Source organism: Pseudomonas sp. B111, from assembly GCF_026428275.1.
Lineage (GTDB): Bacteria > Pseudomonadota > Gammaproteobacteria > Pseudomonadales > Pseudomonadaceae > Pseudomonas > Pseudomonas aeruginosa.
Map to the genome: position 1 here is coordinate 3,085,223 of NZ_CP097857.1, position 14,155 is coordinate 3,099,377.

The 14,155-nt window shown below is 66.8% G+C and carries 11 protein-coding genes; 2 read left to right on the forward strand and 9 right to left on the reverse strand.

What is annotated here, in order from left to right; genetic code table 11:
- Nucleotides 1–359: 359 nt before the first annotated feature.
- From M6E97_RS14225 to M6E97_RS14235, 3 genes are all read right to left on the reverse strand, one after another.
- Nucleotides 360–2,504: a 3-hydroxyacyl-CoA dehydrogenase NAD-binding domain-containing protein gene (locus M6E97_RS14225; protein ID WP_033938176.1), complete on the reverse strand. Its 2,145-nt coding sequence runs from the start codon at nt 2,502–2,504 to the stop codon at nt 360–362.
- Nucleotides 2,505–2,517: 13 nt separating this feature from the next.
- Entirely contained in the window at nt 2,518–3,723 is a 1,206-nt protein-coding gene (locus M6E97_RS14230; RefSeq protein ID WP_003087747.1) for an acetyl-CoA C-acetyltransferase, read from the reverse strand.
- A gap of 571 nt (nt 3,724–4,294) precedes the next feature.
- Nucleotides 4,295–5,182, reverse strand: coding sequence for an AEC family transporter (locus tag M6E97_RS14235; protein WP_003087746.1), 888 nt, complete (start codon nt 5,180–5,182; stop codon nt 4,295–4,297).
- A gap of 112 nt (nt 5,183–5,294) precedes the next feature.
- Here M6E97_RS14235 and M6E97_RS14240 point away from each other — a divergent pair, with 112 nt between their 5' ends.
- The gene (locus tag M6E97_RS14240; protein WP_003100707.1) at nt 5,295–6,116 is read left to right on the forward strand and encodes a cytochrome c; all 822 of its coding nucleotides are present in this window, start codon (nt 5,295–5,297) and stop codon (nt 6,114–6,116) included.
- Nucleotides 6,117–6,123: 7 nt separating this feature from the next.
- Here M6E97_RS14240 and M6E97_RS14245 read toward each other — a convergent pair whose 3' ends face one another.
- The 6 genes from M6E97_RS14245 to M6E97_RS14270 all read right to left on the reverse strand — a co-directional run bounded on the left by M6E97_RS14245 (nt 6,124) and on the right by M6E97_RS14270 (nt 11,589).
- The gene (locus M6E97_RS14245; protein ID WP_003100716.1) at nt 6,124–6,855 is read right to left on the reverse strand and encodes a peptidase; all 732 of its coding nucleotides are present in this window, start codon (nt 6,853–6,855) and stop codon (nt 6,124–6,126) included.
- A gap of 81 nt (nt 6,856–6,936) precedes the next feature.
- Nucleotides 6,937–7,737: a transglutaminase family protein gene (locus M6E97_RS14250; protein WP_019484634.1), complete on the reverse strand. Its 801-nt coding sequence runs from the start codon at nt 7,735–7,737 to the stop codon at nt 6,937–6,939.
- Nucleotides 7,734–8,687 (reverse strand): alpha-E domain-containing protein, encoded by a 954-nt coding sequence (locus tag M6E97_RS14255; protein WP_003087742.1) that lies wholly within the window; start codon nt 8,685–8,687, stop codon nt 7,734–7,736. The genes M6E97_RS14250 and M6E97_RS14255 overlap by 4 nt, the downstream gene beginning before the upstream one ends.
- Before the next feature lie 2 nt (nt 8,688–8,689).
- A complete protein-coding gene (locus tag M6E97_RS14260; RefSeq protein ID WP_003087741.1) occupies nt 8,690–10,102 on the reverse strand; it encodes a circularly permuted type 2 ATP-grasp protein in 1,413 nt (470 codons plus the stop codon).
- A gap of 349 nt (nt 10,103–10,451) precedes the next feature.
- A complete protein-coding gene (locus M6E97_RS14265; RefSeq protein ID WP_174217698.1) occupies nt 10,452–11,150 on the reverse strand; it encodes a type 1 glutamine amidotransferase in 699 nt (232 codons plus the stop codon).
- 97 nt (nt 11,151–11,247) lie between these two features.
- Complete coding sequence (locus M6E97_RS14270; RefSeq protein WP_003087738.1) at nt 11,248–11,589, reverse strand: ribonuclease E inhibitor RraB; 342 nt, start codon at nt 11,587–11,589, stop codon at nt 11,248–11,250.
- A 352-nt stretch (nt 11,590–11,941) separates the two neighbouring features.
- Here M6E97_RS14270 and M6E97_RS14275 point away from each other — a divergent pair, with 352 nt between their 5' ends.
- A complete protein-coding gene (locus M6E97_RS14275) occupies nt 11,942–13,999 on the forward strand; it encodes a putative bifunctional diguanylate cyclase/phosphodiesterase (protein WP_003087737.1) in 2,058 nt (685 codons plus the stop codon).
- The last annotated feature ends 156 nt before the right edge of the window (nt 14,000–14,155 follow it).

Here is a 14,155-nt window from a genome sequence, read left to right on the forward strand (position 1 = left end):
AGCCTGGAGGCAAGCATGGAGGCTGGCCCGTACCGACGCACGGCGTAGGGCGCATAACCGCATCGCGGTTATCCGCCGAATCTCGGTATATCGGCGGATAGCGCCTGTGGCGCTATTCGCCCTACCAATGGCGGCTGGAGGCAAGGGCCTGTACCGACGCGCGGCGTAGGGCGCATAACCGCATCGCGGTTATCCGCCAAACCTCGGCATATCGGCGGATAGCGCCCATGGCGCTATTCGCCCTACCCGTGGCGGCCTGGCTGGCAAGAACCAGGGGATACCGGGGTGGCGTCATCCGCCGCGGTACGCGACCACGAGAAAGCCGGCCCGAAGGCCGGCTCTCCATGCGACGCCAGGACTCAGAACAGCTCGCCCTTCGCCGCCTTCTCCAGCAACAGCGCCGGTGGCTCGAAGCGCTCGCCGTACTGTTCGACCAGGTATTGGGCGCGGGCGATGAAGTCCTTCAGGCCGTACTGGTTGATGAACTGCAAGGCGCCCCCGCTCCAGGCGGCGAAACCGATACCGAAGATCGAGCCGATGTTCGCGTCGGCGGTGGAGTGCAATACCCCCTCCTCCACGCAACGCACGGTCTCGATGGCCTGGATGAACAGCAGGCGGTCGCGTACGTCCTCGGCGGATATTTGCGCATCGGGCTTCTCGAAGCGGCTCTTGAGTTCCGCCCAGAGATGTTTCCTGCCGTTCGCCGGGTAGTCGTAGAAGCCGGCGCCGGCCGCCTTGCCCGGGCGCTTGTACTCATTGACCATCAGGTCGATCACGGCGAACGCGGGGTGCGTCGGCAGAGCCTTGCCCTCGGCCTCGAGGTCGCGGGCGGTCTGGTTGCGGATGTGGGTCATCAGGCTCAGCGAGACTTCGTCGGAAATCGCCAGCGGCCCCACCGGCATACCGGCCTGGCGCGCCTGGTTGTCGATCATCGCGGCGCTCACGCCTTCGCCGAGCATGGCGATGCCTTCGTTGGTGAAGGTGCCGAATACCCGCGAGGTGAAGAAGCCGCGGCTGTCGTTGACCACGATCGGCGTTTTCTTGATCTGCAGCACGTAGTCGAAACCGCGTGCCAGGGTTTCGTCGCTGGTCTTTTCGCCACGGATGATCTCCACCAGCGGCATCTTGTCCACCGGGCTGAAGAAGTGCAGGCCGATGAACTTCTCCGGCCGCGCCACCGCCTGGGCCAGACCGGTGATCGGCAGGGTCGAGGTATTGGACGCCACCACCGCATCGGCCAGGGCATGTTTCTCGGCCTCGGCGGTGACCTTGCCTTTCAGCGCGCGGTCCTCGAAGACCGCCTCGATGATCAGGTCGCAGCCTTCGAAGTCGGCTTCGCTGACGCTCGGCACGATCCGCGCGAGGAAGGCGTCGCGCTTCTCGGCGGACAGGTGCCCGCGCGCAACTTTCTTGTCCAGCAGCCTGGCCGAATAAGCCTTGCCCTTCTCCGCCGCTTCCAGCGAGACGTCCTTGAGCACCACCTCGATGCCGGCCGCCGCCGATACGTAGGCGATGCCCGCGCCCATCATCCCGGCGCCGAGCACGCCGACCTTTTTCGTCGCCCGCACCGGATACCCCTGCGGCCGCGACTTGCCGGCGTTGATCTCGTTGAGCTGGAACCAGAAGGTGCCGATCATGTTCTTCGCCACCTGGCCGGTGGTCAGCTCGGTGAAATAGCGCGCCTCGATCAGTTGCGCGGTGTCGAAATCGACCTGGGCGCCCTCCACCGCCGCGCACATGATCTTCTCGGGCGCCGGGAAGCAACCCTTGGTCTTGTCGCGCAGCACCGACGGTGCGATGGCCAGCATCTGCGCCACGTTGGGACTGGCAGGCGTACCGCCGGGAATCTTGTAGCCGGCGCTGTCCCAGGGCTGCTTCGCCGCCGGGTTGGCGAGGATCCAGGCGCGGGCCTTCTCCAGCATTTCCTCGGGGCTGTCGGCCAGTTCGTGGATCAGCCCGGCCTGGAGCGCTTCCGCCGGACGCACCTTCTTGCCTTCGGCGAGGTACGGCAGGGCTTTCTCCAGGCCAAGCAGGCGCACCATACGTACCACCCCGCCGCCGCCCGGCAACAGGCCGAGAGTCACCTCCGGCAGGCCGAGCTGCACGCCGGGATTGTCCAGGGCGATGCGGTGGTGGCAGGCCAGGCAGATCTCCCAGCCGCCGCCCAGCGCAGCGCCGTTGATCGCGGCGACCACCGGCTTGCCGAGGGTCTCCAGGCGCCGCAGTTGGCCCTTGAGTTCGAGGATGCCCTGGTAGAAGGCCGGGGCGTCGGCCTTGGTGACCTTGATCAGCTCGTTGAGATCGCCGCCGGCGAAGAAGGTCTTCTTCGCCGAGGTCAGCACCACGCCGGCGATCCCCTCTTTCTCCGCCTCCAGCCGCGCGATGGTCTTCGCCATCGACTCGCGGTAGACACCGTTCATGGTGTTGGCGCTCTGCCCGGGCATGTCCATGGTCAGGACGACGACGTTGTCCTGGCCTTTTTCGTAACGGATAGCGTCAGTCATTCCGGTTCTCCCTTCACACGCGCTCGATGATGGTGGCGATGCCCATGCCGCCACCTACGCAGAGGGTGGCCAGGCCGTAGCGCAGGTTGCGCCGCTCCAGTTCGTCGAGCAGCGTGCCGAGGATGATGCAGCCGGTGGCGCCGAGCGGGTGGCCCATGGCGATGGCGCCGCCGTTGACGTTGACCTTGCTTTCCGCCACGCCCATGTCCTTCATGAACTTCATCACCACCGAAGCGAACGCCTCGTTGACTTCGAACAGGTCGATGTCTTCCACCTTCAGGCCGGCCTTGGCCAGGGCCTTGCGGGTCGCCGGCGCGGGGCCGGTAAGCATGATGGTGGGGTCGGTGGAGGTCACCGCGGTAGCGACGATCCGCGCCCGCGCCTTCAGGCCCAGTTCGCGGCCCTTGGCCTCGGAGCCGATGAGCATGGCGCTGGCGCCGTCGACGATCCCCGAGCTGTTGCCCGGCGTATGCACGTGCTCGATGCGCTCGACCTGGCTGTACTTGCGCAGCGCGGTGGCGTCGAAGCCCATCTGCCCCATCATCTCGAAACTCGGCTTGAGCGCGGCGAGCCCTTCCAGGGTAGAGTCGGCGCGAATGAACTCATCGTGGTCGAGCAGGACGATGCCGTTCTGGTCGGCGACCGGCACCAGCGACTTGCCGAACAGCCCTTCGGCGCGGGCCTTGGCGGCCTTCTGCTGGGAGCGCAGGGCGAAGGCATCGACATCGGCGCGACTGAAGCCTTCCAGGGTGGCGATCAGGTCGGCGCCGATCCCTTGCGGGACGAAGCTGGTGTGCAGGTTGGTTTCCGGATCCAGTGCCCAGGCGCCGCCGTCGGAGCCCATCGGCACGCGTGACATGGACTCGACGCCGCCGACCAGGACCAGGTCCTCGAAACCGGAGCGTACCTTCATCGCCCCCAGGTTCACCGCCTCCAGGCCGGAGGCGCAGAAACGGTTGATCTGCACGCCGGCAACCTGTTCGTCCCAATCGGCCACCAGCGCCGCGGTCTTGGCGATATCGGCGCCCTGGTCGCCCACCGGCGTCACGCAGCCGAGCACAATATCGTCGACCTGGGCGGTATCCAGGTCGTTGCGCCGCTGGACCGCGCGCAACAACCCGGCCATCAGGTTCACCGGCTTGACGCTGTGCAGCGCGCCATCCTTCTTGCCCTTGCCGCGGGGAGTACGCACGGCGTCGTAAATGAATGCGTCGGTCATGGCGGTCTCTCTTATCCTGTTCTCGTCCGGCCGAGCGGGCCTCCGCCTACCTTAAACAGGCTCGCCGGCGGGACAATGACCGAACCGCTCAGGCTGATTGACCGCCCAGCTCAGCCTGCAACGCCGGGAAGATAGCACCATGCCATCTTTCGACCGGAAACCCGGACACCGGACGAACGGTCGAGACGCACGCCAGAGCCGTCACCACGCTGTCATATAGAGGGAATATGTCTAGACCGGAGCAGCTTGTATCCAAGTGGTCTAAGCCCGCGCAGGCCGGGGCTTAGACTGATTCATGCAAGCGTTCGAAAGGGAGGTCGACGCCGGGGATGCCGGGCCGACCGAAGAGTACTCCACTGCGTGGCAAGCCGTTCCGCCGGGCCGTAGCGCGGAGCAGGCAGCCACCCGACAACAAGAAAGGCAGACAGGCCATGTTGAACGAGCAGCCAAAAAGATGGCGGCAAGCGAGCCTCATCGTCTTCGCCACCACAGTCATCCTGATCCTTCCCAACCTTAACAGTCTGATCCGCTAGGGCACCCTGCTGCCTGCACGCTGCGCACCGCCTCGCGGTCAGCGCAGCGCAGGCAGCCACCAGGTCAGCAGCAGCGGAATGAAGGCGAACGACAGCAAGGTCGAACACAGCACCAGGCTGGCGACCTGATCCGGCGAACGATTGCCGCGCAAGGCGTAGAGATAGTTGAACACCGCCACCGGCATCGACGATTGCACCACCAGCACCCCCTGCGCCAGCGGCGGCAATTGCAACGCCAGCGCCACCGACCAGCCCACCAGCGCCCCCAGCAGAAGACGCAGGCCGCCATAGAAGAAGCCATTGCCCAGTTGCCGCGGACGGATGCTGGCCAGGGACACGCCGAGGGTGATCAGCATCAGCGGAATGGTCAGCCCGGCCATCAGGTCGACGGTATTCGCCATCCAGCGCGGCAGTTGCAGGTCGAGCCCCATCAACAACAAGGCCAGCAGCACGCTGAGCAGGATCGGATTGCCCAGCAGCGAGCGCCAGGAGCGCTCGCCGCTCATCCAGAACACGCCGAGGCTGAAGTTGCCGATCGACATGATCAGGTAGAACGCCACCGCCAGGGTCATCCCCGCCTCGCCGAACGCATACAGGCACACCGGCAGGCCCATGTTGCCGACATTCGGGAAGCTGTAGGCCGGCACCAGCACCTGCCACTCCTGGCGCCCGAGGCGCGCCGCCGCCCAGCCCAGCGCAGCCATGCAGACGCAGATCAGCGCGCTGGCCAGGGCCATCCGGCCGAAGCTGTGCAGGTCCACCCGGGTATGCGCCAGGGTGGCGAGGATCAGGCATGGCGAACCGATGTTGAACACGATGCGCGAAACGAACTCGGTCGGATAGGCGTGTCCGAGACGGACCCAGACATAACCGACACCGGCGCCGAACAGCACGGGCGCCATCACGGCGAACAACTCGGCGAGCACGGGAACCCCTTGGTTAGCCAGCTATGCAATGGCCCGCATGCTACCGCGAGGCCCCCGTTCCGTGCCAATCTCTCGCTCCATGTCATAACCGGCGGATGCACGAGGAACCCGCATGCCTGTCACTCTCCCGCGCCTGGCGTTGCTAGGTGCCCTGCTCTTCCCTGTGGCTGCCGCCTGGGCCGCCGAGCTCCGCCTGGAACTGCCGGGGGGCACGCAGACCTGGAGCAGCGAAGAACTGCTCAGGCATCCGCAGGCCCGCGACCTGGACATCCCGGCCGACGTCGCCTACCGCCGGAACATGCGCTACCGCGCCGTGCCACTGGCGGCCTTGTTGAAAGGCGTGCATCCCGAAGACCATTTGCAGGCCGTGGCCAGCGATGGCTTCGCCGCCGAGTTGCCGGCCGCCCCGCTGCTCGCCGAACAGGGCTCGCAAGCCTGGCTGGCGATAGAGGATCCGCAGCGCCCCTGGCCGCCGTTGGGCGCCGGCAAGCCGTCCGCCGGGCCGTTCTATCTGGTCTGGAGCAAACCCGAGGAAAAACGCATCGGTCCGGAGCAATGGCCCTTCCAGGTCGTCCGCATCCGCTACCAGTCCCCTCTGGCCGAACGCTTCCCGGCTCTGCTGCCGGCCGCCGACGCCAGCGCGGAAGTGCGCGCCGGCTTCGCCGTGTTCCAGAAGAACTGCCTGGCCTGCCACCGTCTCAACGGTGCCGGCGACGCCCAGTTCGGCCCGGACCTGAACCTGCCGTACAACCCCACCGAGTACTTCCAGCCGCAATTCCTCGCCCGCTACATCCGCGACCCGCAGGCGCTGCGGCAATGGCCACAGGCGAAAATGCCGGCGTTCCCGGAACGGGTGATCGACGACCAGGAGTTGCGCCAGCTGATCGGCTACCTGCGCCACATGGCCGGCCGCAAAGCGGGCGCGGCCGGCTGAAGCGGCGTCAGATGTTGTACGCCGAGGGCGGCGACGGCAGGCGCTCCAGCAAGTCGTGCAGGCCGGCGCTCCACTGGCGGCGGATGGCGCTGAAATAGGCGTCGTCCTCGGTGACCCGGTAGCCCTCCGGCAGGATCAGGCTGTCGCGGTGGTAGACCAGCAGGTCCAGCGGCATGCCCACCGAGAGGTTGCTGCGGATGGTCGAGTCGAACGACACCAGCGCGCAGCGCAGGGCCTGCTCCAGCGGCGTGTCGAAAGTCAGGTTGCGGTCGAGGATCGGCTTGCCGTACTTGCTTTCGCCCAGTTGCAGGAAAGGCGTGTCCGGCGTAGCCTGGATGAAGTTGCCCTGGGGGTAGATGCTGTACAGCGCCGGCGGTCCGCCGGCGATCTGCCCGCCGACCAGGAAGGAACAGCTCAGGTCGGTATTGCCGGCCAGATTGCCGCCGTCGCGGGCCATCACCTCGCGGGTGGTCTCGGCGATCAGCGCCGTGGCGTCGTAGACCGAGGGCACGTTGAGCAGGCTGGCGCCGTCCCGGCGGATGCGCTGCTGCAGCAGGTTGATCACCGATTGCGAGGTCGCCAGGTTGCCGGCCGTCTGCACCACCAGCAGGCGCTCGCCGGGCGTGCCGAAGGTGAACAGCTTGCGGAAGGTGGCGATATGGTCGATCCCGGCGTTGGTCCGCGAATCGGAGGCGAACACCAAGCCGTCGGCCAGGTGCATCGCGACACAGTAGGTCATCTCGAATCTTCCTTATTCCGTCCGTCCCCGCCCCTCAAGCGTAAAGGCAATCGCCGATAACGCCAGGCGCGCAATGGATCGTCACTGTTGCTGCACCTGCAGCAGCGGCGCGCTGACCAGCACCCGCGCATGCATCTGCTCGCAACCGCCGCCACGGCGCAAGCCGCGCACCGGGCAGGCATCCAGGTAGTCGAGGCCGACGGCCAGCTTGAGATGGCGCTCCGGACGGCCGAGCCGGTTGGTCACGTCGAAGCTGTACCAGCCGTCGCCGAGCCAGGCCTCGGCCCAGGCATGGCTGGCCAGGTGCGTGTCGTCCTCGGTGTAGAGGTAGCCGGAGACATAGCGCCCCGGCACACCCTGGCTGCGGATGCAGGCGAGGAAGGCATGGGCATGGTCCTGGCAGACCCCGGCGCGTGCGCCGAAGGCCTCGATGGCGGTGCTGTCGACGCGGGTCGACCCCGGCTGGTAGAGGATATGCTCGTGCAGCGCATGCATCAGGTCGAGCAGGCCGCCGCGGTCCTTGCGGCCGCCCATGGCGCGTTCGGCGAAGGCGCGCATCTCGGCATCGGCGCCGGTCAGGCGGGTGCTGCGCAGGAACGGCAACGGCGATTGGCGATCGTGCTCCACCTCGCGCTCCTCGTCGATCTCGACCAGGCCGTGGGCGGCGATCAGGACCGACTCATGCGGTTCGTCCAGGGTCAGGACGTGCAGGATGTTGCCGTACGGATCGCGCAGCGGCCGCGCCGGGCGCGGCAGGTCCAGGCGCCAATCGACCACGTGCTGGCGCTCGCTGTCCTGCGGGGTCAGGCGTAGGTACTGGATGCTGGCGCGCACCCGGTCTTCGTAGCGATAGGTGGTGTCGTGGGTGATCGAGAGTCTCATGCGGCCTCCAGGTAGGAGCTGTGAATGGCGTTGGCCAACTGGCGAACCAGCAGGATGTAGTCGGTGATCCAGGTATGCAGGCCCTGCTCCAGCACCTCGTCGATGCCGGTGTAGCGCACCCGCGCCTCCAGCTCGGCGGCCAGGCGCTGCGCCGGCCGGCCGTTGACACCGGGCAGGCCGGAAAGGATCTCGCTCAGTTCCTCGATGCAGGACAGCAGCGAACGCGGCACGTCCTCGCGCAACAGCAGCAATTCGGCGATGTTGCGCGCGTTGGGCGAGGCGCGGTACAGCTCGGTGTAGCCCTCGAAGGCGGATAGCGCCCGCAGCAGCGCGCTCCACTGGTAGTAGCCGCGCGCGGTGCCCTCGTCCGCCCCGGCGAGCGCCGCTTCGCCCTGGGTCTGGTAGCGCGCATCGAGCAGGCGCAAGGTATTGTCGGCGCGTTCGATGAAGGTTCCGAGACGGATGAAGCGGAACGCATCGTTGCGCATGCTGGTGGCGAAGGTCGCGCCGCGGAACAGGTGCGAGCGGTCCTTCACCCATTCGCAGAAACGACTGATGCCATAGCGCAGGATGCCCTCGGCGGCGATGCCGCGCATTTCCAGCCAGGTGGCGTTGATGTTCTCCCACATGTCCAGGGTGATCCGCCCGCGTACCGCATGGGCACTGGCGCGCGCTGCGGCCAGGCAGCTGTAGATGCTCGCCGGGTTGTCCGGGTCGAGGGCGAAGAAACTCAGCAGGCGCTCGGCGGCCAGTTCGCCGTGGCGCTCCAGGTAGGCGTCGAGGGTGCCGGTGATCAGCAGCGGCATGGCCAGTTCGTCCAGGCCGCCGCCGTTGCGGTCCTGCGGCAACAGCGACAGCGAGTAGCTGACGTCGAGCATGCGGGCGAGGTTCTCCGCGCGTTCCAGGTAGCGCGACATCCAGTACAGGTCGGAAGCGGTCCGGCTGAGCATGCTTATTCCTCCACCACCCAGGTGTCCTTGGTGCCGCCGCCCTGGGACGAATTGACCACCAGCGAGCCTTCGCGCAACGCCACCCGGGTCAGCCCGCCAGGCACCAGGCGAACCCGATCCGGCGCCGACAGGACGAACGGCCGCAGGTCGATATGGCGCGGCGCGACGCCGCTCTCGACGAAGGTCGGACAGGTCGACAGGGACAGCGTCGGTTGCGCGATATAGGCCTCCGGGCGAGCCTTCAGGCGCTCGCGGAACAGCTCGATTTCCTCCCGGCTGGCCGCCGGTCCGACCAGCATGCCGTAGCCGCCGGAACCCTGGGTCTCCTTCACCACCAGCTCCGGCAGGTGCGCCAGGACGTGCGCCAGTTCCTTCGGCTTGCGACATTGCCAGGTCGGCACGTTGTGCAGCAGCGGGTCTTCGCCGAGGTAGAAGCGGATCATGTCCGGCACGTAGGGGTAGATCGACTTGTCGTCGGCCACCCCGGTACCGATCGCGTTGGCCAGCACCAGGTTGCCGGCCCGGTAGGCGGCCAGCAGGCCGGGCACGCCGAGCAGCGAATCCGGGTTGAACGCCAGCGGGTCGAGGAAGGCGTCGTCGATCCTTCGGTAGATCACGTCCACCGGTTGCGGTCCGGCCGTCGTGCGCATGTAGACCCGCTCGTCGCGAACGAACAGATCGGCGCCTTCGACCAGTTCCACGCCCATCTCGCGGGCGAGGAAGGCGTGTTCGAAGTAGGCGCTGTTGAAACGTCCCGGCGTCAATACCACCACGCTCGGCGATTCGACGTCACTGGCCCGCTTTAGGGTGTCGAGCAGCAGGTCCGGGTAGTGGTCGATCGGCGCCACGCGCTGGCGGACGAACAGCTCGGGGAACAGGCGCATCATCATCTTGCGGTTTTCCAGCATGTAGGAAACACCGCTGGGCGTGCGCAGGTTGTCCTCCAGCACGTAGTAGTTGCCGCTGCCGTCGCGGACCAGGTCGACCCCGGCAATGTGCGCGTAGACGTTGCCCGGCAGGTCCAGTCCCTGCATCGCCAGTTGGTACTGGTCGTTGGCCAGGACCTGCTCGGCAGGAATCACCCCGGCCTTGAGGATGCGCTGTTCGTGGTAGAGATCGGCGAGGAACAGGTTCAGCGCCTGGACGCGCTGGATGCAGCCGGCCTCGATGTGCGCCCACTCCGCCGCGGGAATGCTGCGCGGGATGGTGTCGAAGGGGATCAGGCGCTCGGTGCCCTGCTCGTCGCCGTACAGGGTGAAGGTGATGCCGGCGCGATGGAACAGCAGGTCGGCTTCGCGCCGGCGTTGCAGCAATTGCTCTTCAGGGGTGTCGGCCAGCCAGCGAGCGAATTCCCGATAATGCGAGCGGCATTCGCCGCCAGCATCGTGCATCTCGTCGTAAAACATGCGTGCCATGCCGGACTCCTTGTCGTCACGAACGATGGGGAACTCGCAAAGCCCGTGCCAGCGCGCGGATCACGGCTCGTCGGCGATTCGCAGGGTCGGCGCGGCGGGTTCGCCCCAGTCTGGTGCATCCTGCCCACAGGGAGAGGAAGGGCGCCCCGTTCGACGGCATGCGCGCCCCGCGGCCACGGACCGGCATCGACCTGCCGATCGCGAAGCGACCTGTGGGACCGATAAGTCTAGAACAGACCCGGAAGGGAGACGGCTTCTCCCCTCCCTTCCATGCAGACAGCCGTCTCGCTCGAACGAGCGATAAAGCGGACCGGCGGTAGTGCCAGGGAGGCGCCCGCGGCCGGGAAGGTCAATCGATCAGCGACAGCCAATGACGGTAGAAACTCTCGGCCACCCGATTCAGCCCGGCAACCTTGGCAGGCAACCCGGCCAGCATGTCCTCGGCGGATTGCTGGCTGGGCTGGGAGGGATCGAGCAGGTGCGGCCAGCCGGCGATCCAGCGCCGCACCAGTTCCTCGGTCATTTCCGGATGGCCTTGCAGGCCGAGTACGTGATCGCCCCAGGAAAACCCCTGGTTCTCGCACCACGGGCTGGACAGCAGGCGCTCGGCGCCCTGCGGCAGGTCGAAGGCATCGCCGTGCCACTGGAAGATCGAGAAGCGCTCCGGCAGCCCGGCCAGCCATGGACTGTCGCGGCTTTCCCGCTGCATGGGCTGCCAGCCCATTTCGGTGTAGGGCTGGTGCCGCACCGTCGCGCCCAGGGCGCGGGCCAGCAACTGGCCGCCGAGGCAATGGCCGATCAGCGGGATGCGCCGCTCGATGAAGCGACGCAGCAGCGCCAGTTCGTCGCGCAACCAGGGCAGGTCGTCGTTGACGCTCATCGGCCCACCCATGATCGCCACCGCTCGCGGGCGTTCGGCGTCGAGACCGGCGAGTTCGCCGAGGTCGGCGCGGATCACGCGGAAGTCCAGGCCGCGCGCCGCCAGCACGGCACCCAGATCGCCTGGCGGACAGAACTCGGCATGGGTCAGGATCAGAATATCGCTCATGGCTTACCTCCTTCCCCAGTCTGAAGGAAAGCCTTCGAGGAAGGAAAGCCCGACGCAGGAGCCCCGGCCCGGGATCGCGGCCGGGGTCCCGCCGCCGTCACGGACGCAGCGAAGTGACCTCCTGGGTCACGCCCCACCCGTCCAGCACGCCGCCCAGCGGCACCACGACTTCCTCCAGGTCGTGTTCGAAGGCACCGATGGCGGCATGGGTGGCGTACATCACCTTGCTGACCTGCAGGTTCCAGGAGCCATCGTCGCGAGCGACGACCTGGGCCCTGAGCGACTCGCCGCGAAACTGGCCCGCTGCCTGGCGGGCCTCCCGCTCACTGGGAAAGATGGCGAAGAAGTCGATGGGATGGATGCGCGCGAAGTCGAAGCCGCCTTCTTTCATGCGACGCAGGACATTCACGCTGACATCATCCGAGAAGGGCTTTTCCATGAGACGCACCTCCTGTCGAGACATTCAGAAAATTCACCGATTCCCCATTCAGCTGAAGCCATCGTCGGCGATCATGAGAGTTTTGTGATCAGGCCAGAGGAGGATCGGACGACCATGGCTTCTTTCAGGGTAGCGTCAACCTGCCAGCGCTGCCGAGCTTTCCGCCGCCTGCCCCGGCGGGCGGCGACCGGCGGCAGACAAAGCGCTGTACAAAAGGCCCGGCCGTTGAGCAAGATTCCGCCTGCGCCGGCGACCGTTGGTCCTGCCCGATGGCATTGGCGAAAGCGACTCGTGCAATAATATCAGGTTGATATCAACCACTTCTCTCCCGCTATCCCGTTCGGACGCTTTCATGCTTATCAGCAGCTACAACCAGGTTCTTGTCGCCTTTTCCCTGATTGTGGCCATCCTGGCGTCCTACACCGCTCTCGACATGGCCGGCCGGGTGACCCTGGCGAAAGGCCGCGAGGCGCTCTCCTGGCTGATCGGCGGCGCTTTCGCCATGGGCTTCGGCATCTGGTCGATGCATTTCGTCGGCATGCTCGCCTTCAGCCTGCCGATCCCGCTCGGCTACGACCTGGGCCTGACCCTGCTGTCGCTGCTGCTGGCCGTCGGCAGTTCGGCCTTCGCCCTCTGGCTGGTGTGCCAGGCGGAACTCCCCTGGCAACGCCTGGCGCTGGGCGCCCTGCTGATGGGCAGCGGCATCGCCGCCATGCACTACACCGGGATGGCCGCCCTGCTGATGATGCCGGGGATCGTCTACGACCCGCTGTGGCTCGGCCTCTCCATCCTGATCGCGGTGATCGCCTCCGGCGCCGCGCTGTGGATCGCCTTCCGCCTGCGCCATGGCAGCCGGCGCATCGTCCTGGTCCGGGCCGGCGCCGCCCTGGTGATGGGCTGCGCCATCGTCGGCATGCACTACACCGGGATGGCCGCCGCGCAGTTCCCCCTGGGCAGCTTCTGCGGCGCCGCCGGCCGAGGCATCGACAACGGCTGGCTGGCGGTGCTGGTCATCGTGATCACCCTGGCGGTGATCGCCATCGCCCTGATCGTCTCGGTGCTGGACTCGCGCCTGGAGGCACGTACCTCGGTGCTCGCCACCTCCCTCGCACGAGCCAACCGCGAGCTGATCCAGTTGGCCCTGCACGACAACCTGACCAAGCTGCCCAACCGCATGCTCCTCGACGACCGCCTGGAGCAGGCGATCCAGCAGGCGATCCGCGACGATCGCCGGTTCGCCGTGCTGTTCATGGACCTGGACGGCTTCAAGGCGGTCAACGATGCCTACGGCCATCACCTCGGCGACCTGTTGCTGATCGAAGTCGCCGAGCGTATCCGCGCCAACGTCCGCGCCCAGGACACCATCGCCCGCCTCGGCGGCGACGAGTTCGTCCTGCTGATCGAGGCCCGCGAGCCCGCCGACGCCGCGACCCTGGCCGAGAAGCTGGTGAAGCGGATCAGCCAGCCGTACCAGATATCCCGCCACGAGGTGCGGATCTCGGCGAGCATCGGCATCGCGCTCTACCCCGGCGACGGGCAGACCCGCCACGAACTGATGATCAATGCCGACGCGGCGATGTATCACGCCAAGGACCAGGGACGGAACGGCTACTGCTTCTTCGAGAGTTCGATGAACGCCAACGCCCAGGAACAGTTGCAACTGCTCCATGACCTGCGCCAGGCCCTGGAGCGCCGGCAGTTGGTCTTGCACTACCAACCCAAGGTACTGGCGCCGAACGGACCGATGGTCGGCGTGGAAGCGCTGCTGCGCTGGGAGCATCCGCAACACGGACTGATCCCCCCCGACCAGTTCCTGCCGCTGGCGGAAAAAACCGGCCTGATCGTGCAGATCGGCGAGTGGGTGCTCGACGAAGCCTGCCGGCAGATGCGCCTCTGGCTGGACGGCGGGCATGCGGAGTGGAACATCGCGGTGAACCTTTCGGCCTTGCAGTTCGCCCATGCCGGCCTGGTCGACTCGGTGCGCAACGCACTCCTGCGCCACAGCCTGGAGCCCAGCCACCTGATCCTCGAGGTGACCGAATCGACCGCCATGCGCGATGCCGATGCCAGCCTGGTGATCCTCGAGCAGTTGTCGGCGATGGGCGTCGGCATCTCCATCGACGACTTCGGCACCGGCTACTCCAGCCTGCTCTATCTCAAGCGCCTGCCGGCGAGCGAACTGAAGATCGACCGTGGCTTCATCAACGAGCTGGCCCACGACAGCGACGACGCCGCGATCGTCTCGGCGATCGTCGCCCTCGGCCGCACGCTGAACCTGAAGATCGTCGCCGAGGGCGTGGAAACCGAGGCCCAGCAGGAGTTCCTGACCCGCCTCGGCTGCAATTCGCTGCAAGGCTTCCTGCTCGGCAGGCCGATGCCGGCCGAGCAGTTGCTCGCCAGCGTCGCCTGAGCGCCGCCAGCGGCGTGCCACGGGACCTGTCAGAACCGGCAGATTCGCCCATCGCCGTCTCGTTGACTTCCGCCCGCGCTGCGAACACCTTATGTCGCGCCCGCCGGGCGGCATGCCGCGACATGTCACGCCGCCACGACGAGCGTCTATCCAATA

Excerpts from the sequence above, each read along its gene's own strand:
- M6E97_RS14240 (WP_003100707.1), top strand. The coding sequence starts at position 5,295 with ATGCCTGTCACTCTCCCGCGCCTGGCGTTGCTAGGTGCCCTGCTCTTC.
- M6E97_RS14265 (WP_174217698.1), bottom strand. The coding sequence starts at position 11,150 with ATGAGCGATATTCTGATCCTGACCCATGCCGAGTTCTGTCCGCCAGGC.
- M6E97_RS14270 (WP_003087738.1), bottom strand. The coding sequence starts at position 11,589 with ATGGAAAAGCCCTTCTCGGATGATGTCAGCGTGAATGTCCTGCGTCGC.
- M6E97_RS14275 (WP_003087737.1), top strand. The coding sequence starts at position 11,942 with ATGCTTATCAGCAGCTACAACCAGGTTCTTGTCGCCTTTTCCCTGATT.
- M6E97_RS14245 (WP_003100716.1), bottom strand. The coding sequence starts at position 6,855 with ATGACCTACTGTGTCGCGATGCACCTGGCCGACGGCTTGGTGTTCGCC.
- M6E97_RS14250 (WP_019484634.1), bottom strand. The coding sequence starts at position 7,737 with ATGAGACTCTCGATCACCCACGACACCACCTATCGCTACGAAGACCGG.
- M6E97_RS14255 (WP_003087742.1), bottom strand. The coding sequence starts at position 8,687 with ATGCTCAGCCGGACCGCTTCCGACCTGTACTGGATGTCGCGCTACCTG.
- M6E97_RS14230 (WP_003087747.1), bottom strand. The coding sequence starts at position 3,723 with ATGACCGACGCATTCATTTACGACGCCGTGCGTACTCCCCGCGGCAAG.
- M6E97_RS14225 (WP_033938176.1), bottom strand. The coding sequence starts at position 2,504 with ATGACTGACGCTATCCGTTACGAAAAAGGCCAGGACAACGTCGTCGTC.
- M6E97_RS14260 (WP_003087741.1), bottom strand. The coding sequence starts at position 10,102 with ATGGCACGCATGTTTTACGACGAGATGCACGATGCTGGCGGCGAATGC.